General features: G+C 66.1%; 17 protein-coding genes, 1 tRNA gene and 2 pseudogenes. 11 read left to right on the top strand and 9 right to left on the bottom strand.

The window, feature by feature from the left end:
- Positions 1 to 130 precede the first annotated feature (130 nt).
- From AB4Z47_RS11565 to AB4Z47_RS11580, 4 genes are all read right to left on the bottom strand, one after another.
- Positions 131 to 427, bottom strand: a complete 297-nt coding sequence (locus AB4Z47_RS11565; RefSeq protein WP_441950209.1) for a tetratricopeptide repeat protein — start codon at positions 425 to 427, stop codon at positions 131 to 133.
- A 55-nt stretch (positions 428 to 482) separates the two neighbouring features.
- Entirely contained in the window at positions 483 to 1712 is a 1230-nt protein-coding gene (locus tag AB4Z47_RS11570; protein ID WP_441950210.1) for a tetratricopeptide repeat protein, read from the bottom strand.
- Between the two features lie 176 nt (positions 1713 to 1888).
- Positions 1889 to 2344 carry a hypothetical protein gene (locus AB4Z47_RS11575; protein WP_441950211.1) on the bottom strand — a complete coding sequence of 152 codons (456 nt, stop codon included), beginning with the start codon at positions 2342 to 2344 and terminating at the stop codon, positions 1889 to 1891.
- A 265-nt stretch (positions 2345 to 2609) separates the two neighbouring features.
- Positions 2610 to 2993 carry an ester cyclase gene (locus tag AB4Z47_RS11580; protein ID WP_441950213.1) on the bottom strand — a complete coding sequence of 128 codons (384 nt, stop codon included), beginning with the start codon at positions 2991 to 2993 and terminating at the stop codon, positions 2610 to 2612.
- A gap of 92 nt (positions 2994 to 3085) precedes the next feature.
- Here AB4Z47_RS11580 and AB4Z47_RS11585 point away from each other — a divergent pair, with 92 nt between their 5' ends.
- Positions 3086 to 3676, top strand: coding sequence for a TetR/AcrR family transcriptional regulator (locus tag AB4Z47_RS11585; RefSeq protein WP_441950214.1), 591 nt, complete (start codon positions 3086 to 3088; stop codon positions 3674 to 3676).
- Between the two features lie 504 nt (positions 3677 to 4180).
- Complete coding sequence (locus AB4Z47_RS11590) at positions 4181 to 6124, top strand: polyprenyl synthetase family protein (protein WP_441950215.1); 1944 nt, start codon at positions 4181 to 4183, stop codon at positions 6122 to 6124.
- 183 nt (positions 6125 to 6307) lie between these two features.
- On the opposite strand, the gene AB4Z47_RS11595 is transcribed toward AB4Z47_RS11590, so the two are convergent.
- The 3 genes and pseudogenes from AB4Z47_RS11595 to AB4Z47_RS11605 all read right to left on the bottom strand — a co-directional run bounded on the left by AB4Z47_RS11595 (position 6308) and on the right by AB4Z47_RS11605 (position 7752).
- Entirely contained in the window at positions 6308 to 6526 is a 219-nt protein-coding gene (locus AB4Z47_RS11595) for a hypothetical protein (protein WP_441950565.1), read from the bottom strand.
- Between the two features lie 40 nt (positions 6527 to 6566).
- Positions 6567 to 6653: pseudogene (locus AB4Z47_RS11600) on the bottom strand (hypothetical protein); the annotation flags it as partial.
- A gap of 175 nt (positions 6654 to 6828) precedes the next feature.
- Entirely contained in the window at positions 6829 to 7752 is a 924-nt protein-coding gene (locus AB4Z47_RS11605) for a squalene/phytoene synthase family protein (RefSeq protein ID WP_441950216.1), read from the bottom strand.
- Between the two features lie 418 nt (positions 7753 to 8170).
- Between AB4Z47_RS11605 and AB4Z47_RS11610 the strand changes: the two are divergent.
- The 8 genes and pseudogenes from AB4Z47_RS11610 (at position 8171) to AB4Z47_RS11645 (ending at position 15455) form a co-directional block, all read left to right on the top strand.
- Positions 8171 to 9685, top strand: a pseudogene (locus AB4Z47_RS11610) (Mu transposase C-terminal domain-containing protein).
- Positions 9682 to 10464, top strand: a complete 783-nt coding sequence (locus AB4Z47_RS11615; RefSeq protein WP_441950218.1) for an AAA family ATPase — start codon at positions 9682 to 9684, stop codon at positions 10462 to 10464. Before AB4Z47_RS11610 ends, AB4Z47_RS11615 begins: the two are co-directional and overlap by 4 nt.
- Positions 10461 to 12026, top strand: coding sequence for a hypothetical protein (locus AB4Z47_RS11620; protein ID WP_441950220.1), 1566 nt, complete (start codon positions 10461 to 10463; stop codon positions 12024 to 12026). Before AB4Z47_RS11615 ends, AB4Z47_RS11620 begins: the two co-directional genes overlap by 4 nt.
- A 166-nt stretch (positions 12027 to 12192) precedes the next feature.
- Complete coding sequence (locus tag AB4Z47_RS11625) at positions 12193 to 12624, top strand: hypothetical protein (protein WP_441950221.1); 432 nt, start codon at positions 12193 to 12195, stop codon at positions 12622 to 12624.
- Positions 12621 to 13541 carry a tyrosine-type recombinase/integrase gene (locus tag AB4Z47_RS11630; protein ID WP_441950223.1) on the top strand — a complete coding sequence of 307 codons (921 nt, stop codon included), beginning with the start codon at positions 12621 to 12623 and terminating at the stop codon, positions 13539 to 13541. The genes AB4Z47_RS11625 and AB4Z47_RS11630 overlap by 4 nt, the downstream gene beginning before the upstream one ends.
- Positions 13542 to 13820: 279 nt before the next feature.
- Positions 13821 to 14165, top strand: a complete 345-nt coding sequence (locus AB4Z47_RS11635; protein ID WP_441950225.1) for a hypothetical protein — start codon at positions 13821 to 13823, stop codon at positions 14163 to 14165.
- A complete protein-coding gene (locus tag AB4Z47_RS11640; protein WP_441950226.1) occupies positions 14165 to 14848 on the top strand; it encodes a recombinase family protein in 684 nt (227 codons plus the stop codon). The genes AB4Z47_RS11635 and AB4Z47_RS11640 overlap by 1 nt, the downstream gene beginning before the upstream one ends.
- The gene (locus tag AB4Z47_RS11645; RefSeq protein WP_441950228.1) at positions 14841 to 15455 is read left to right on the top strand and encodes a DUF4158 domain-containing protein; all 615 of its coding nucleotides are present in this window, start codon (positions 14841 to 14843) and stop codon (positions 15453 to 15455) included. Before AB4Z47_RS11640 ends, AB4Z47_RS11645 begins: the two co-directional genes overlap by 8 nt.
- 147 nt (positions 15456 to 15602) lie before the next feature.
- On the opposite strand, the gene AB4Z47_RS11650 is transcribed toward AB4Z47_RS11645, so the two are convergent.
- A tRNA-Met gene (locus AB4Z47_RS11650) sits at positions 15603 to 15676 on the bottom strand.
- A 538-nt stretch (positions 15677 to 16214) separates the two neighbouring features.
- On the opposite strand from AB4Z47_RS11650, the gene AB4Z47_RS11655 reads away from it, so the two are divergent.
- Positions 16215 to 16748, top strand: coding sequence for a transglycosylase family protein (locus AB4Z47_RS11655; RefSeq protein WP_441950229.1), 534 nt, complete (start codon positions 16215 to 16217; stop codon positions 16746 to 16748).
- Positions 16749 to 16864: 116 nt separating this feature from the next.
- Here the strand turns inward: AB4Z47_RS11655 and AB4Z47_RS11660 are convergent, their stop codons facing one another.
- Positions 16865 to 19864, bottom strand: coding sequence for a UPF0182 family protein (locus tag AB4Z47_RS11660; protein WP_441950230.1), 3000 nt, complete (start codon positions 19862 to 19864; stop codon positions 16865 to 16867).
- Between the last annotated feature and the right edge of the window lie 101 nt (positions 19865 to 19965).

Genomic DNA, 19965 nt, shown 5'->3' on the forward strand with positions numbered 1-19965 from the left:
CGAGCGACCGGAATCGATCACCCGATGAGCAGCCTCGACCTTGTACTCGGCCGAGAACGACCGACGCTTACGAGGAGGCATAACGGACATCCTTACCAGCAGAACCATCATCCTGCTAACTCGGTGTCCACTACCCGGGGTGAACCTCATGGCCGGCGTCCACAGCCTTCCGATACCAAAATTCCGCTTCTGCGTCCTCGCCCCGCTTCCGGAGCAGAACACCCAGATTTACCATCGCAGCGGAGTGGCCGGCGTCCACAGCCTTCCGATACCAAAATTCCGCTTCTGCGTCCTCGCCCCGCTTCTGGAGCAGAACACCCAGATTTACCATCGCAGCGGACCCGCCGCCGGCGGCTGCTGCCCGCCACCAGAATCCCGCTTCGGCGTCCTCACCCCGCTCGTAATGCAGAACTCCCAGGTTGTACATCGCAGCGGGTTTGCCGGCGGCTGCTGCCAGCCACCAGGATTCCGCTTCGGCGTCCTCACCCCGCTCCTGGAGCAGGACCCCCCAGGTTGTACATGGCGTCGAAGTCGCCGACGTCCGCAGCCTTCCGATACCAGTATTCCGCTTCCGTGATCTCGCCCCGCTCGTAGAGCAGAACACCCAGGTTGGCCATCGCGCCAACGTGGCCGGTAATCACAGCACGACGCAGCAGTGCGAGCGCGCTGGTTTTATTGTCGCGCTGGTAGGCAGTGTTCGCGACCGAGATCAGGACATCGGTGTCGGAGTCGTGAGTTGCGGTGTCCCAGAACGTATCCGGGATGGGGCGTGGGGTGCGGTGGCCTTGTCCGTCGTCAGCGGCAACGAGATAGTCGAAGGGCCGGTATCCACGGGTGTCGTCGCCATTGAGGTAGCTGGTGTGCAGCGCAGCGGCCCGCCCGGCACCCGTCGGCGGTGTACGGGCACCGGTGATCGCCGCACGGACCGTCTCGCTGGTGATGTCGATCTCCGGCCTGTTCACTCGCATTCTGCGCACGGTGAGGCCGGTGAGAACGAGCTCGGGGATCGGGTCCGGTCGCCCGATGCGCGCCCAGTCGATTGCGACCGCGATCACGCTGTGCTGCACCGGGTCTGTGGCTTTGGCGTCGTCATAGCGTGCCAGTAGCTCCGGCGCCCCTGCCAGCGCTTCCCCCAGACCGTGGCCAGCGGAAATCTGCCCGGGGTAGAGGCGGATCGCGGCGGCCTGCTCGTAGGGATCCTCACTGGTGGAGGCCAAGTCGATCAGCAGTGCCTGCTCGAGCAGCAAACGGGTGTCGCGCTGCAGTTCTCCCTCGCTCTTGATCTGGGCGCGCATCTCCGACCGCAACGTCGCGACTACCAGCGTCCGCCCCCGGCGAGCAGTCAGCCCGGCCAGCCCAGCAGGGGTAAGGGAATTCGTACCGGACAGATACTCGTGCAGGTCATCCAGCCACACCACGACCGGGTCCTCGCTACCGGACAGGCGAGGGTGGACAGCCAGCTCACCGATCCCATCGTGGACCGGCCACACCACTCGCACAGCCGGGTCATAGGCGCGGACCGCCTCGAACAGAGTGCGAGTCTTGCCCGCCTTGGACGGCCCCACCACGATCACCATCCGGCAGCCGGTCAAGGCCTCGGCCAGCCGGGCATCGACCTGGTTCGCTGTCCGCGCGACATACCGGTCACGCACGCCATGCTCGTCGGGCCCACCGAACACCGAACTCGTCGCCCCCAACAGATACGGGTCCACCTCACCGATCGTCGGCAGGTCCTCGCGACCAAATACACCGACCAGCTCCCGCAACGACCGCCGCACCACCGCGCGGTCTGATGTGTTGACCGTGACAGGACCGTAGAAGGTGCTCCCGACAATGTCGACCTTCCCGCCGCCGGTGGGGGCGGGTGGCGCGGAGCTGCTGCCAGGGATCAGTTCCGCGCCGTGGTGGGGTCCGGTGGCGCCTGGAACCCCGCGCGGATTCCGCTGATCTCGGTCGGGCCGCTGATCGTGCCACCGGTCACTCGGACCCCATCACCGGTCGAGTCGATATCGGTGATCTTCAACGCCTCGGCGATGTGATAACGAACCTCCGCACCCACCACGACATGCGGAGCATGCTGCTGCAGCGCCTCCAGCACCGCCACTGCCGCGGCGGCCAGCTCCGCATCCCCCGCGGCGCCGGCGTCTTCGAGATCCTCAGCCAGGGAAGCCTTCTTCCTCTCCGAGCTGGGTTTGCGCTCTACCCCCGACACGTCCACATCCTTGTACTTGCGCGAGATCACACTCTTCAACCCGGCATAGGCGTCCTTCACCACCTGCGCCACAGTGTCTTTCACCCCCGCCCCCGCACCTGCCGAGATCGCCGTAACCACCGCTGCCGTCACAGGATCCACCTCAGCAAACCTCCCACTCCCCGGATTCCGGCCAACCGCCGACCTTGGTGAACCCCATCAATGTAGCCGAAAAACACCGTCCCCGTAGCCATCCCGATCGACCAACAGCGCAAAGAACCTGCAGCACCTCCAACTCCTACCCGCCCGGCTGGGGCGTACCCCAACACCACACAGCTTCGCCACCTCAGGCCAGGCGTTGACGAGTTCGGTCAACTGTCTCGATCCGAGCCCCTGCTACAGACGCCGCTCCGACGGGTCATTCGCCGTTCGGGAGCGGTGCGGCGTACGCCCAGTGCTCGACGAGCAGGCCGTCGACGACGCGGACCATGTCGATGCCATTGATCTCGAAGCGCTTGCCAGTGGGGGCGGCGCCGAAGAAGTCGCCGGTATGGGTACCGCGGATCGTGTACCGGTTGGCGACCCAGTCGCCGTTCTCCACGCTGTGCTCGGTGATCACTTCCATGTCGGGGCAGCCGACCCGCATCAGCTCCCATTTGCGCCGCCAGTCCTCGCGGGTGACCCGCCTGCCCTGGTCGAGCGATTCTGGCGCGATGAGCCGCAGGCTCGCCTCCGTGTCGTTCGCATCCCGGCCGGCGATGATCGCCTGTACCACGGCCGCCGGCCCCTCGGTGTCGGTCACGGGTTCTCCTCTCAAAAAACGGGGAACAGTCCCTGGTTGTTGCCGTCGACAATATGGGGACTGATCCCCGGTTGGCAAGTACCATGGCCCGCATGGCTTCCCCACCGCCACGTCGGGCCGACGCACAGCGCAACCGCGAACGTCTGTTGTCCGCCGCCGAGTCCGTCCTCAACGAACGCGGCGTGACCGCGTCGCTGGACGACATCGCCAAGGCCGCTGGGATCGGAAACGCCACGCTGTACCGGCACTTTCCGTCCCGGGGGGAGCTGATCGAGGCCGTCTACGACCAGCAGATCCAGACGCTGTGCGAAAGCGCCGACAACCTGGCGGCATCGCGGGAGCCCAGCGAGGCGCTGCTGGCCTGGCTCCGGGACGTGGTCGTCCACATCACCAACAGCCGAGTGCTAGGCGAGGCGTTCATGGCCGACTACCAAGGCCCCGCCGACGCCGAGCCGCCGCAGATCGCAGCCTGGCACCGCGCGGTCTACAAGGCCGCCGCCCCGCTGCTCGCTGCGGCGCAGGACGCCGGAGCGGTTCGTTCCGACCTCGACGCGACCGAGTTGCTGACCCTCACCACCGCCGTTGCCCGCGCCGGGAACCCGTCTCAGGCCAACCGCTTCCTCGACGTATTGCTGGACGGTGTGGTACCACGGGCCGGCTCGGGGCCACAACGGCGGGCCTGAGTACCTCCTCGCGGGATCGTGCCAATGGTGAGAGGCCGCACGGAAATGTCAGCGGATACGCCGCACCAAAACGTCAGCGAGCTATCAGTCGGTAGTCCAGTTGTTCGGCCGGGGCTTGCCTTGTAGTCGTTCCCAGCCATTCGGATTGCTGTGCAATCCCACGACTGTCCGCCGTGTGGTTGACGCGTTATTCGCTGCTTTGCCGCCTGATCGACTCCCTCCGCGAACTGATCACCGACCGCACCCGCCAAGGCTGGCCGGCGCGGGCATTGTGGTGGGTTGTGACCGGTCTGTGCCGATGGGCAGCCGAAGCCGTGCCGGTGACGTCAAAATCGGCTTACACCAACATCTTCCGGGTGAGGCGGTGTCACAATTCCCTGGATCGACGATGTAGACGACCGATATCACCAGTCAGGAGCGTGGGCATGCCGCGTGAAATCGTTTCCTCCGTCTTCCCTCATCTGGAGGCGGACCTGGACCGTGTCCGTTAACGTTCTCGGGCCCGTGCAGTTTCCGGACAGGCCCGAGCTGACCGCACTCACCGACCAAGGTCCGGACACCTCGCGTCGCCTGGTGCGTCCGACATTGACGTTACTGTCGTACTACCTGCTCACCGATCCCGCGCCGCCGGCCGATGACCCGGCGGTGCGCGGAGCGGCCGCGGTGGAGTTGTTGCATCAGGGGTCGCTGTATCACGACGATGTGATCGATCATGCGGATGAGCGTCGGGGTCGCCCCAGCGCGAATGCGGTGTGGGGTCCGCATATGGCCGTACTGGGTGGGGATTCGGTGATGATGGAGAGCATGCACCTGCTGGCCGAGCTCGGTTTGCGCGAGGTTCTGGCGGGAACGGTCGCGAGCAAGCAGATGTGTGCGGGCATGGTGATCGAGGCCGCCGACCTGTATGTGACGTCCCGCAGTGAGCAGGCCTACCTGGACACCATCGACGGTAAGACCGCCGCGGTCCTGTCGCTGGCCTGCCGGGTCGGCGCCATGCAGGCCAGGCGATCCGAGGAGCACGAGGAAGCGCTGGCGCGGTTCGGTCGGCACTTCGGGCTGGCTTACCAGCTCTACGACGACATCCTTGATCTGACCTCGACTGCCGAGGAAATGGGCAAACCCGTCAACGCGGATCTGCCCGAGGGCATCTACACCCTTCCCGTGATCCGCGCGGCCGCTCGCGACCGCGATCTTGCCCGCCTGTTGCGCAGAGCGATGACGGCCGAGGAGGCCACCCGAGCCCGGGAACTCGTCCTCGCCTCCGGCGCCGTGGAGGAAGCGCAGAAGGTGGCCGATGAATTCATGGACCAGGCCATCGGCCAACTCGCCGCCGTGGCCGTCGACCCGCGCGCGGCCCACGCGATGACCGCTTACACCCGGTCCATACTCGACCGGCGAACTGCTCGACCGACCGCCTCCGAGACCTCGGCGCAGCCGCCCCAGATCAACGGCCATAGCTCCTCGCCGAAGACCATGTCGTGGGTGAGGAGTTGGTTGGTGGACACCGGCCTTGCCGCCTCCGCGGCCGAGTTGGACCACCGCCGGTGGGCAGGGGCGTTCCAGCTGATGGCAGTCTTGAGCGCAGTCTTGCCCGCGGACACCGCCCAGAAACAAACCGTCATCAGTATGGGCATGCTCTGCCTTGTATGGGACGACCTGTTCGAGGACCCGCAGCTGAGGGATCCGCAAGCCATCACCGCGCTGCGGCGTGGCTCGGTGGCAACACTGCGCCAGGACCCGGACAAACCGTGGCGGCCCGGCGCGGTTCCGGCAGCGTGGGCGAGTCTGTGGCCACGCCTGCGCGAGGGTCGCAGCGCCCGCTGGCAGCAGCAGTTCCTCGACAGCCTCGAGCAGTGGTTCGAAGCCGCCGAACGCGAAGCGAACCATCGCATCAACGGCTACATCCCCTCGGTGGCCGACTGGCTGCCACTACGGAAAGCGACCGGCGGGTTCGACTTCGCCATCGCCGCCCTGGAGGTGTACCAGGACATCGAACTACCGCCGAAGCTGCGCAGCCACCCCGTGATCCGCCGCCTCGAGGAACTCGCCTTCTGGGTGGGTTTCGTGGAGAACGACCTGGTGGGATTCGATCAGGACGAGGCCGACCACGTCCCCTACAACCTGGTCCGGGCGGTCCGTCACGAGAACGGATGCAGCCGCAGCGAAGCCATCGCGCAGGTGCAGCGCCAGCTCGCCGATCACCGCGCCCAGCTCGACGCGGTGATCCGCTACATCCCCGCGCTGCTGCGCGTCCTTCCCGGCCTGTCCGGCCAGGGGAAGAACTACGCGACGATCTTCGAAGCCCTGACGAACCTGACGCAGTCGGTGCCGCAGAACGATCGGCACACCCAAACCCACCCTTCCGAAGCTCCGGAGCCGGACTTGGAACGACTGCGCCGTGAGATCTACTACTACCGGGCCACCGACCCGGTTGCGGCCCTGCCATAACACCCACGACCCCACACACCTTCCGCTCCACGGACCCCGGTCCTCGTCACACGCCGATTCGAGGGCCTGGGGTATCCGCTCGCGACAAGCACAGACACCAACAGGGGCCGCCCTGGCCGCCTGGAACCCGGGTACCCGGTACCGTTCACCGGGGTGCCCGCAGGCGGCGGTCCGCGTCGCTGCTCAGACAGCCCTGGACGGGCGCGTTCGGGTGTTCCGGGTGATGTCGTCGGTCATGGCGGGGCCGGTCGAGGCGATGGTGTGGTGGCCGCGGTGTGAGCAGGTGCGCACCGTGAAGGCCGTGATACCTGTCGCGGCCGTGGCAGCAGCCCAGGCCAGTCCCAGGGCGAGGTAGCCGTACGGGATGAGGCTCATCTCGACGGAGGTGACCGCGCTCTGCATCCAGGATCCGCAGCAGCGTGCTCTTACCCGTGCCGTTCTTCCCCACGATCCCGACGAGCCGACCGGGCGACAAATCCAGTGTCACCCCACACAACACCGGCCGACGTCGGTAGGCCCTTCCACACATCCCGCATCCGCAACACGGCAACCTCTGGCAGCGTCGTCCACGCTTCCTTCCGCCGGTGTCCGGCAGCTCATGCCCGGCCACAGAGATTCCCCGGCCGTTGGCGTGAAAATATCCCGGTGTAGCGGCCCTTTTCCTCGGCCCCGGTGATGGAGTAGCAGTCGTGGTGACCGACCGCTCAGGACGGCCGCAGCGCAGCGCCGTCGAGTTCCGGGTGGCCAGGTCGGGTGTTGTTCGTCGATGCACCCATACGCCGGCAGCGGGCCACTAACGCCATCGACCTCACCACCGCATCGTGGTAGGGGCGACGGAAGACGGCCGCCCCACGAGCCTCGACATCGTCCAGACGCTCGTGGAACAAGTCGATCAGAAAACGAAAGAATGGGCGAAATTCCGGGGCGATTTCACCGAGGATCTGCTCACTGGCCACGAGCGAGGCACGCGCGGAACTCGCCGTGGCCGATATCAACGCCCTCACCCCAGGGGTGTCGCGTCCCTGCTCCAGATCCGCCCGCGACACACCGTACCGATCGAGGTCGGAAACCGGCAGACACAACCGCCCGTCCCGCAGATCCTCGAACATGTCGGTGAGAAAGTCCGCCCGCTGCCCACCGTCGACCAGTGAGCGGGCCAAAGATATGAAGTTCTGGTCTGTGGCCAGGCCCGGCATGGCCTCGGGGCCCAGCATGAAGCTCGGCAGCGAAACCGTGTCGATATAGCGCTGGTAGTCCGCCTCTTCCGCGAATCCGGGAAAGTCCAGGTCGATGCGAGTCCCCGCCAGATACGCGTCGATCCACGTACGCGACAGATTCAACAAAGCGACGGAGTGCAGATATGGACGCAACAACCGATGCCCCGAACTACCCGTATCCAGCCCGGCCGCTACATGGGCGGCCCATTCGTCGAACCGCTGTGCCCGCCCCTCGACGGGGCCGCTGTCGCTGAGGTCGTCGGTATAGCGCAGCAATGCCACCGCCGCGACCAGGTGCGGCCGGCTCTCCGGCGGAGACAACACCCGCACCGACCCCCAGCCGGCGAACTCCCTGCGCCACAGATACCGCGCTGCCGCCGAATAGTCGGCACGCGCCGCGCGATCGTGCACCCCTGCCGCATCCAGACAACGTCGCCATGACCGCACAAGCACTCCCGGTAATCGACAGGTACACAAGGAAATTCGACTGTACCAATCACCTTGTGTACGGCATGCACGATTGCGTCCAGAGGTCCGCACCACCCGCCTGCGCCGTCCCTACCGGACTCGTCGGTAACTGTCCTGCAACGTCCCGAACGGCTGCCGTCGCGGGACTCCGTCCGCGTCCGGGGCCGAGAAGGCCGCGGAGAGTAGATGTTCCAGGACCTGGGTGTGGCGGATTCTCGGAACATCCGGCACCGGCGACGACTACGTGATCGAATTGCGGTGCACTGATTGTCGAGGGCCGCTGCGCGGTCGTCGCATGGGGCACTGGTGTGGAGGACCGGCGATGGTCGACGAGAGCGTACGCGCGCTGCGTCAGGCCGCCGTGGACCGGCTTGTGCAACTGGCCGAACAGGACGCGTTGTCGCGGACGCACGTGGGGATGGTGGCGCAAACTCTGGGAGTGTCCGACCGCACGGTGTGGCGGTGGATTGCTGTCCGTCGGCGCAACCTCGCCCCGCCACAACGGAATCGTTTCCGAATCGATGACCACCTGCGGGTGAGATTGGCGTACTGGCGGGGCAATGCAGCAGCGCTGCAGCGCGAGCTGGCCACAGAGGCCACCCATGGTGGTCCGCCGGCGCCGAGCGTGTCGACGGTGCAGCGGGCCATTGTGCGGGATTTGACACCCGGTGAGCGAGCAGGCTTGCGGTACGGCGAGTGAGCCCGCCGCCGCTTTGATGTGTTCTTGCAGCGTCCCGCCACCCACCGGAATGCAGCGTGGGAAGCCGATCACGTCGAGGCCACGGTACAGGTCGACGTCGATGGACAGCTGGTGAAGCCGTGGGTGACGTGGTTCATCGATGCCGCCCACGATGTGATTCTCGGTGTCGCGGTGACACCGCAGGCGCCGAGCCGCGAGAGCATCCTGGCGGCGCTGCGCGCGGCGATCTCGCGCAGCGAACCGTACGGGCCCACAGGTGGCCTGCCCGCCGTGGTGCGTGTCGATCAGGGCAAGGACTTCCTGTCACGGACGGTGCGCGAAGCGATGGGCGCGTTCGCGGTCCGGGTGGTCGACTTGCCTGGATACACACCACATTTGAAGGGCACCGTCGAGGCCGTGAACGGCGCGGTCGATCGGATGCTGTTCGCAGGCCTGCCGCGCTACACCCACCGGCAAACCCAGGCGAGCGGGGCGCTGGTCGATCCGGACCAGCCCGCGCTGACGTTCGAGGCATTCGTCGCCGAATTACTGGCATGGGTGGGCTGGTGGAACCGCGACCACGTCATCGACGAGCTCGGCGGCCGGACACCATTGGCGTCGTGGCTGGCCGATGCGACGCCAATCCACGATGCCGACGAGGCGAAGCTATGGATGTTCACCCTCGAGGACGACCGCCGCCACCGCAAGATCACCTCCAAGGGCGTTGGGTTCGGACGGCGCCGCTTCTACATCGCGGACTGGATGGTGGGCCGTGTCGGGACCACGGTCCGGCTGCGCTACATGCCACACCACGATCACGAGGTCGAGGTGTTCGACGTCCGCACCGGTGCGCATCTGGGCCGCGCCGAGCTGGCCGACCGGGCATCGGAGGCGACCAAAGCAGCGGTCCGCCGCACCCGCGACCGCAAGGCGGCCAGGTTGCGATCGGAGTTGTCGGCGGCCGAACGTGCTCGCCGCACCCGGTATGCCGCCACGACGACACCGGCCCCGGCGAAACGCCTGGATGCGATGACCGTCACCGAAGCCGACCGGGAACGCGGCGACGAGCAGGACGCGGACCTGGCGCGGTGGGCGCGCCCGGACTTGATTCCGCTGCCGCCGCCCGCGCCGGGCTGGGTCATGCCGATCGATCTGGATGAGGTGCACCACCGCAGCGGGAGAAAGAAGCAACCGTGACTCGACCACCGCATCCGGGCGCCGACCTCGACGCTGCGGCCGATCACTTCCTCGGTCTGGTGGGCGCGCACATCGTGGCCACCGACGCGCTGCTGCTGATGAAGGACAACCTGGCCGACGTGATCGACGCCAAGGCGATGATGTGCGTGCACGGCGACGCCGGTGTCGGAAAGACACTGTCGGTCAACGCCACGCTGCGCGAGCTGGCCCCGGACACGGTGTGCCGGGTGCAGTTCCGGGCCCGCCCTACGCCGCGCGACATCCGACACACGCTGTTCGACGCGCTCGCGATCGGCGGAGCACCGCCACGCAAGCCGATCGAGTTCGACAAGGTACTCAAAGACGTTCTTTCCGAACGCTTCCGGGTGCTCGTATGCGATGAGGCGCAATGGCTCTCGCGGGAGTGTTTCGAGTACTGGCGGCACCTGTGGGACGACCGGCGCACCGACATCGCGATCGTGTTCGTCGGCGGCGGGGACTGTTACCAAGTTTTGCGCCGTGAACCGATGCTGTCCTCCAGAGTCTATGTCTGGCAAGAATTCCGGCGTATGACACCCGAGCAGGTGCTGCGGGTGATCCCTGCCTTCCACCCAGTATGGGAGAACACCGACCCGCAGACCATCGCCTTCGCCGACTCCCACGCCGGGCACGGCAATTTCCGTGCCTGGGCCAAGATCACCTCCCACACCGTGCGCGCGCTCACTCGGCTCGACCGCGCCCAGGTCGACGAAGAAGTGATGGGCTGGGTGTTCTCCAAACTGTCGGGACAGGCGGGGTGAACACCTCCCGATGGCACGACAATCTGGCCGAGGAGTTGAACATCGAGGCTCCCGCGCACCGGCCGGTCACCGTGCTGCGCGACGCCGCCGACACCGCCACCCTCACCCACGCTCTACTCGCCGCGCACAACTCCACGCAGGGGACCGTCACGGTGCATCCGACGCCGTCGACGAAGTCCGGACTCGCCTTGGCCGCCGACGTCGCGGCTGCGTTGGGGTGCTCGATCACCCGGATCGCGCCGGAGAAGGTGGCCGCGGTCGAGCCGTTGTCGCGTGCGGTGCTGGCCTGGTTCCGAGCCCTGCGTGTGCGGCATCTGGTGGTGCTGCGCGCCCATACCCTCACCCCCGACCAGCTCGCCTGGCTACTGCGGGTGCGCCGCTCCGCCGACGTGCATCTGGTCTTGGCCTGGCACCACCCGGGCCCTTTCGGACACCCACAGTTTGCCCTCGACCAGCTGACGCACCGCCTCATCGAGGATCCCCGTGTGGTTCTGGACGAGATCGCTGTCGCCTCGACCACCATGCCCGCTCTTGCCGGAGGTGATCTGCCGCAGGTGCCCGACGCCGGCGTGCGGACCTTCCGGGCCGACGCGGCCGACGCCCTCGCCCCCGAGCAGTTCGCGCGAGTCGACGCGGTCTACACCGGGGCGATCGAGACCACCTGCGCGTGGATCAGCTCCCACACCGGCCACTCGTGCGCGCACGCCCACACTGACGAGGGCTCCGGAGTGTGGCTCGGCACCGAGGACGCCGACTACGCCGAGCGGATGCTGCAGGCCCTGCACTCACGCCATGCCCACCTGCGCAGGCTCTACGAATGCCGCCCCGACGCGGGTCTGGCGCACTGGCACGAAACCCTGACCCTGTTCCGATTGCTGGCCGCCACCGTCGCCGACAGCCCCGGCCGCTACACCACCCTCACCCGACTGCGTGGTGTACAGGTCGGATTCGAGCTGCACGGCATCACGCTGGAACTGCCGCCGAACCTCGCCTACAGCGTCGGACCGGGCATGACCACCACCCCGTTCGATCACCAACTCGCCGAACGTATCCGCACCCGCACCGCCAACCCTGCCTACGCTGCGGCGGTCGCGATCTCGCTGTTCACTGGCGCGACCGTGCGAGAGCTCAAGACGATCACCTGCCTGGCCTACGCCTTCGACATTCTCGTCGGTATCGACACCATCGACCGCACCGATCCCACGCGCCTGTGTGTCTGGCCGGTCCCGCCCGCCGCGCGGCCGCTTCTGGAGGCGGCGCTGTTGTTTCAAGAGACGGCACCCGAACCCGGCGGACTTCTGCTCGCCGGTGGCCTCGGCGCGCTCGGCCAGATACTGCGCGACACCTTCACCGAAACTGGCTTGACCACTCCCGCACGCCATCCCTGGCACCAGAACTGGATCTGGCAGACCGGGATCCTATGGCGCGGACTACCGCCCCGATCACGCCCCCTCACCCGCAAACCACCACATCGGCGGCCCAATCAGCCGACCTTCCAACGCGTTCCGCGTGAGCCGGATCTGGTGCCGATCGAGGAGCCGGTCTATCGACACCGACGGTAAGGCTTGCCAGATAACTACGGTTATCGGGCAATATTGGCTAGGATGGGCGGGTACGACCTGGCGGAACTCGTCGATCGCCCGACCGCTCATTTCCTAGTTATCGGGCAACCTTGACCGCGCGGGCACTCCAGGGTGACGAGATCGAGCAGAAGAACGGCGGACAGACATGGAATTGCCCGGGCTGGTGCGAGTGCAGTTCGAAGGCGGCGCTCTTGACGGCGATGTGAACGAGCAGGACTACATGGAAGATGGCCTGGAGGTGGGCGCGATATTCGATTGGCCGACCCGCGGCCTCCGCCGTGGAGGTGTCGGTGCCGCCGACACCCGGGAACGCTATGTACTCGAAGAGCGGTCCACTGGATGGGTTTTCGCCCACGCCGGACAGGTGGTGCCGCCGGTAGAGGATCAGGCGTTCGAGGCCACCGTGGTCGGCGGTCCCGAGAACGGCAAGGTGGTCTACATCCTGGGCACCGCACGCCGCGATGTCGGGAGACGGATGAACCACCTCGCGCAGGGGTGCGTGCTGCACTACGACGGCGACGATCCCACACTCGGCTGGGAGCTGCGCTACCAGGACGACGCCGACCCAGCAGTGTGAACAGCGACGCCGAACCCTTCCGTCCTCTGCCGGACCATATCGAGGACTTCCTCGTCGATCTCGGCAATGCGAACAAGCCCGCCAACACGATTCGCGCCTACCGCGGGGATCTGCTGGCATTCGCCGAGTACTACGACGGCGACCTCGAGGTGATGGACGTAGTACCGGTTCGGCAGTTCTTGACCGACATCGCACACCAGGCACCGGCCACCCGCAAACGCAAACGCGCGGCGGTGTCGGCGTTCTGCCGATGGGCGGTACGCCACGACCGGCTCGACGCGAATCCGATGGACCGCGTCGACACCGTGCGCGTCCCGAAGACGCTGCCGCGACCGGTCCCGGCCCCGCGCATCTTCCGCGTCCTGGACGCGATGTGCGCGCGACGGCCCCGCAAGAGCGTGCCGCTGGACGTGCTGCGCGACCGCGTGCTGTTCGAGACCACCTACCAGTGCGGGACGCGGGCCTCGGAGGCGTGCGAGCTGTACGTCGAGGACTTCGACCTCGCGTTGGACGACGAACACGTCCGCGTGCACGGCAAGGGCGGCACCGTGCGCACCGTACTGCTCGACGACCGCGGCTACGTCGGGCTGGTGAAGCTGTACCTGGCGCGCACCGGCTACACCACCGGGCCGATGTTCCGCGCCAGCATCAACGGCAAAGGCGGGCCGCTGTCGTACTCGGCCGCCCACCACCGCTGGCAGAAGTACTGCACCGCAGCAGGAGTCGACATCGACATCCACCAGCTGCGCCACTCGCACGCCACCGAACTCATCAACGCTGGCGTGTCCATCGAGGTCGTCCGCAAACGTCTCGGACACGCCTCCACCGAAACCACCCAGATTTACACCCTGCTCGCAGACAAGGTCTCCGACGCCGAGATGCGCGCCGCTCGACGCCGCCGCGACACCCGTGGGTGATCAGCACCCGAGCTGGTGGGCACCGACAGTTCCGTTCAGCACCAGCCGACCTGCGGAGATGCCGTCAGACCGTCGGCATCCACTGACATTTTCGTGCGGCCTACCACTGACAGGCGGTGACGTTTCTCCAGCTCACGCCACTGACATCGTCATGCGGCATCGCACTATTGCCGCCGAAGGACTCCCAGCTCACAAAGTCTCGAAATCTTGTCTCGAAACACCGTCGTGAAACTCTGCTACGGAGTAAGATTATGAGAAATCCTGCTGTAGGAGGAACCCATGCTGCTCCCTGCTATACCTCTCGCCCCCCGGTTACGGGCTGTGCCCGATCTCGATGAGGGCTCCCACGAGATCCATGTAGGTGCACTCACCAGCGATCACCTCGGCCGTACCATCGCCGTCAAAACCGGGGTCGCCGTAATCGCGGGCCCGCTCACGGCGCTGGCCGAATCGCGGCTCGAAGGGCAAGCGCGCATCCGGCTGCGCGTGGGGACCGATAGCACTATCGGTGAACTCACTCTCGGCCTCCACCCGGCCCACCCGGTCACGGTGCTCCCGGTCGACCACACGCTCTCGGTCACCGCTACCCAGCGCCAGACATCAGCCACTGCGGCAGGACGCTGATGGACCTCGGCTACGCGAGGGTCTCCACCACCCACCAGGACCTCGAACGCCAGCTCGTCGCACTCGCCGAGCACGGGATCCAGGCCGACCAGATCTACGCCGACAAGAAGACCGGCGCCACTATCGACCGCCCGGAGTTCGCGGAGATGCTGAAGTACGCCCGACCCGGCGACACGATCGTGGCGACCAACCTGGATCGGCTCGGCCGCAACCTGCGCGAGTGCCTCAACGTCATCCATGACCTGACCGAACGCGGTGTCGGGGTGAAGACGTTGCGGGATCCCTTGCCGATCGACACCACCGATACCTCGGGCATGGCCGAACTCTCCGTGGCGATGCTGGCGCTGTTCGCGCACATGGAGCGAGTGTTCATGCGTGAACGCGCCGCGCACGCCCGAGAAGTCGCTGCCGCGAAAGGCAAGCAGCCCGGTCGGCCGCGCAAGCTCACCGACGGCCAACTGGCGGCCGCCCGTGCTGCGTTGGCCGCCGACCAGCCTATCGAGCGGGTCGCTGCCGCGTTCGGCGTCTCCCGCGCCACCCTGTACCGCTACCTCGCCGAAGTCACCAACGCTCAACCGAGCGTCGGGCCATCAGCACCGCGTACCGGATCCTCGACGCCCGCGGCTGCCGTCCGTGGGCTGAATCATGCTGTTGAGCTGGTGATTTCATGTCGGCGTGATTGATGCGGGTGTGCCCGGGTACGGGCGTTTCGGTGTGTTGTCCCGGGTGGAGTTGGAGCGGTTCTGCTATCTGGATGATGTAGATCGGCGGTTGATCGCGGCGCGGCGCCGGGATTACAACCGGCTCGGGTTCGCGGTGCAGGTGGTGACGGTCCGCTATCTGGGGATGTTTCTGACCGATCCGATCGATGTGCCGGCCGAGTTGGTGGCCTATCTCGGCGAGCAGTTGGAGATCGATGATCCGTCGTGCCTGGGTGAGTATGTGGTGCGGCGTACGACTCGGTTCGAGCATCAGGCCGAGATCGCGGCCGAGTACGGGCTGGTGGGGTTCGCCGAAGCCGAGGCCGAGCTGGCGGCGTGGATCGCCGATCAGGCATGGATCACCGGTGACGGCCCGACAGCAATTTTCGAGGGCGCGGGCGCCGGCCGGTGTCGGCTGTCCCGTTATGCCCCAATCGCTTTCGGAAAAGTACGGGATATCATTCCGCCGTATTCGCACGGGAGTCCGCATAACCGTGGGCCGTTCTGGACACGAATTCGATCGACTGATTCGAATCGGGTCAGAGGTCAACGGAGCAGGTCGGCGATCCCCTGGGCGCTGAGGAGCTGATGCGGCGTCCGCGCCGATCCCGAATTCCACGTGTGTAATTGCTCGCCGATCGAGAACTGCCCAGACGTAGGGCGAGCCGAGGTTGGACGACCGAGAGAGGGGCACGAAGAAGGCCCCCCGGAGATGTTCTCCGGGGGCCTTCGCTTGTAGCGGGGACAGGATTTGAACCTGCGACCTCTGGGTTATGAGCCCAGCGAGCTACCGAGCTGCTCCACCCCGCGTCGGTGAACACAACATTACACACGGGTTCACGGACTCTGCAAATCGCCAGGTCAGAAGGGAATCCGCCCGGTTCACCGACGAGAGAAGGCATGCAAGCGGTCGTGCGATCGACAGCCGGAGAGACCCAGATCACAGCGGTGGGCAATGGCCCGTCAAGTCCCGCCGCCGCGACGCCCGCGCGCAGTCGACACCAGAGGAGCATTTCAAACGTGACAGGGCCCACTATTTCATAGTGATCTCGATCACATAACGATGCGATCACTTACCGTCCCAACGGCGTGTTGGTGCCGTTTTCACCTGCAAACACGCCGATATTCGAGTTATTCGCGTCATGCAATTCAGGCGTTATCGAGATGTGATCTGCTGAGATTTCTTCGTTACCTTCAGTCCACGGCCCGGATCAACCGTGATGGGCTCGAACTCGAACCGCCGAACACCGGTGACCCTGTCCCGCGGTTCGAGGATCCCCGACGACCTGGGGACAGGGACACGGCATGCACCATCGCCGTGCCGGCGGGCGCAGGGAGGGAAACCACCATGACTGAGAACCGGAAGTTCAGCACCCGCGCCCTCGGCTTCGCCGCCGTCACCGGCGCTCTTGTTGCCGTCCCGTTCGCACTCTCCACCGCTACGGCCTCCGCCGCACCGACCCACAACTGGGACGGTGTCGCGCAGTGCGAGAGCGGTGGCAACTGGGGAATCAATACCGGAAACGGCTACTACGGCGGTCTGCAGTTCTCCCAGAGCACCTGGGCCGCCAACGGCGGTCACGGCTCCGCGCACACCGCGAGCAAGGACGAGCAGATCCGCGTCGCGGAGAACGTGCTCGACACGCAAGGCCCCGGCGCGTGGCCGGTGTGCGGTCAGTACCTGCGTCCGGGAACCTCCGAGCCCGAGCCCGCTGCGGTGCCGGAGCAGACCCTCGCCGCGCCTTCCCAGGAGGAAGCCGAGTCCGTGGTCGAGCAGGCCAAGTCAGCCGCCGGCGAGCTGGCAAAGCAGTACGGCCTGGAAGGCCCTTATCAGCTGCTCCTGCAGCAGAACAGCGCGATCGTCGACTCGCTCGGCCGCTGACACCGGCGATCCACCAGCACGAAATGGGGCTGCAATCCCTCCGGATCGCAGCCCCATTTCGTGCGTCTGCCGCCTAACTCGCCCGCCGCGCCTATCTCACGCGCAGTGGCCTACCCTCAGCGTCCAGCGTCCTGATATGCCTTGACGGCGGCTTCGAGCTCGTCCAGCGCCCTACCGAAGTCTTGGAAGTTTCCGCTGCGCATCGCGTTGCGCACGTTCTCGATCTTCCGGTTCAACTCGGCCGCCGCCGCGTCCTTGCCGGAGGATGATCCCGTCGACGGCGGCGGGGTGACCGCGGGCGGTGGGGTTGCGCCGTTGGCGATCCCGCTGCCTTGATCGACCGGCGGCGGAATCGTGCCGGGTTTCGGCCTGGTACCCGAATCACCGCCGAACGGCGTCGCCAGTGCACCGGCCCCTGGGATCACCTGGTTCAATGCCTCGGCCAGCGTCGAGGCATAGCCCACCTTGACGCTGCCCGCTTCGTCTCGATAGCTCACCAACACCCGCAACAACTGCGGGAAGGTCGCGGTGTTGGGACCCGTGTTGCGCTCGTTGTAGAACGGCTCGACGTAGAGGATCCCGCCGTCGGCGATCGGCAGGGTCAGCAGGTTGCCATATTTGATCTTGTTCGAGTTGGACAGCAGTGTCTTCTCGCGCGAGACCTCCGGCGCCGTCGTCATTCGGTTCTGCGTCTGCTGCGGACCCAATGTCTGTGTGTCGGTGGGCAATCGCAGAATAGTGAACTTGCCGTACCCGTCCGGGTCCGACCGTACCGAGATGTAGGCCGACAGGAACTGCCGGTTGTAACCGACCATGGCGCTGGTCAAGTTGAACGTCGGCTTGTTCGTTTGCGGGTCGCCGAGCAGCACGTAGTACGGCGGCTGGTTCGCGGTCGTCCCGCCTTCGGTGGTCGGGTCGGCGGGCACCGACCAGAACGCGTTGTTGGTGAAGAATTCGCGCGGATCGTCCACGTGATACTTGGTCAGCATCTCGCGCTGGACCTTGAACAAGTCCTCCGGGTAGCGGAAGTGCGCCCGCAGTTCCGGCGAGATCTCGCTCTCCGGCTTCACCGCGCCGGGGAACACCCCGCGCCACGCCTTCAACACCGGATCCGACGAGTCGGTCTCGTACAGCGTGACGGTGCCGTCGTAGGCGTCGACCGTGGCCTTGACCGAATTCCGGATGTAGCTGACCGACTTGCGCGGCAGCAGCCTGCCGGTCTTCTTGTCGATACTGTCCTCGACCGCGCCCTCCAGCGAGGTGGACTGCGCGTACGGGTAGTTGTCCAGGGTGGTGTAGGCGTCGACAATCCAGACGATCCGGCCGCCGACGACGGCCGGATAGGCGTTGCCGTCGGTGGTGAGCCAGGGCGCGACCTTCTGCACCCGCTCGCGCGGGCTGCGGTTGTAGATGATCTTGGAGTCGTCGGCGATGGCCGAGGAGAACAGGATATTGCGTTCGGCGTACTTGGCCGCGAAGGCGAGGCGGTTGAACCAGTTGCCGATCGGCACACCGCCCTTGCCGGTGTAGGTGTACTGCGCGGTGTCGGAGTCGTACTCGCGCGGACGCTGGCTGTCCATCGCGCCGACGATCGCGTAGTCCGGGCTGGACTGCGAGATCAGCTCGCCGAAGTAGACGCGCGGCTGATCAACCTTGATCCGCTGTTTGTCCAACGGCGTGAACAGGTCGCTGACATTGAAGATCGGGTAGCCGCTGTCGCTGCTGCCCCCGGTCGCGTTGGGGTCCTCGGACTGCGGCTTGTTCACCCGGTTGGCGGGGGCGGCGACGAAGCCGTTGCCGTGGGTGTAGACGGTGTGCTTGTTGATCCAGTCGGTCTGGTTTCCGCTCAGCGCGGCGGGCGACAGCTCACGCGCGGCGACGATGTAGTCCTGCACGTCGCCGTCGAGGTTGTAGCGGTCGATGTCCAGCGACTCCGGGAAGCCGTAGAAGTTCTTCAGCTGACGCAGCTGGGTGAAGGTGGGCGAGAGGATGTTCGGGTCGAGCAGCCGGGCGTTGCCGATGGTCGCGGCGTCCACCGGAACGGTGAGCGGGCTCTTCTTACTCTCGCCCAGGTAGTCCTTGTAGTCGATCTTGTCGTCGGTGATGCCGAACGCCTGCCTGGTCGCGGCGATATTGCGTTCGATGTACTCACTTTCCTTGTCGGCGGCGTTGGGGCGAACCGAGAACTGTTCGACCACCAACGGCCACACCGCGCCGACCAGGATCGAGGACAGCACGAGCAGCGCGGCGGCCATCGCGGGCACCCGCAAATCACGCAACACGACGCCGGCGAAGAACGCTATCGCGCAGATGACGGCGATCGACAACAGGATGAGCTTGGCCGGCAGCACCGCATTGATGTCGGTGTAGGAACCGCCGGTGAAGGTGGGCTCCTTGCGGCTGCTGGAAAGCAGCTCATACCGGTCGAACCAGTACGCGATCGCCTTGAGCAGCACGAAAAGCCCGGCGAGCACGGCCAGTTGGATGCGGGCGGGCCGGGTGAGCGTGCCCTCGCGCCCACTCAGTCGCAGGCCGCCGAAGATGTAGTGGGTGACCAGGCTGGCGAAGAACGCGATGACCACCGCGACGAACAACCAGTTCAGCACCATCCGATAGAACGGAAGATCGAAGGCGTAGAAGCCGACATCCAGATGGAACTGGGGGTCCTTCTCGCCGAACGAGCCACCGTTCAGGAACAACTGCACCGTCACCCAATTCGACTGCGCCACCAGACCGGACAGCAGGCCGAGCAGCACGGGAATGCCGACGCCGAACAGCCGCAGCCTGCTCATCACGGTGGTGCGGTAACGCGCGATCGGATCGTTCGGGCCCGCCACCGGGACGAACACCGGCCTGGACCGGTAGGCGAGCAGCAACGCCAACCAGACGACGAGGCCGACGAAGGTCGCCACGACGAGGAACAGCAGGATTCGGGTGCGCAGCACGGTGAGGTACACATTGCGGAAGCCGACCTCGCCGAACCACAACCAGTTCGTATAGGTGTCCGTCAACCGCGGACCGAGTAACAGCAATGCCGCAAGGACGATGGCCGCCACCAGCAGCACACGGCTGCGTCGGGACAGCGAAGGTAAGCCGGTGGGGGGCCGCATGCCCACGATGCCACTCTCCAAGGTCAGACGGCACTCGCACCGATACGCCCGGCCGATGCGCCGCAGTCCGATGTTGCGGGTGGTCCTTCCGGACCGTCCCGGCCCAC

The sequence above is a fragment of the Nocardia sp. 2TAF39 genome (assembly GCF_052114905.1).
Classification (GTDB): Bacteria; Actinomycetota; Actinomycetes; order Mycobacteriales; family Mycobacteriaceae; genus Nocardia.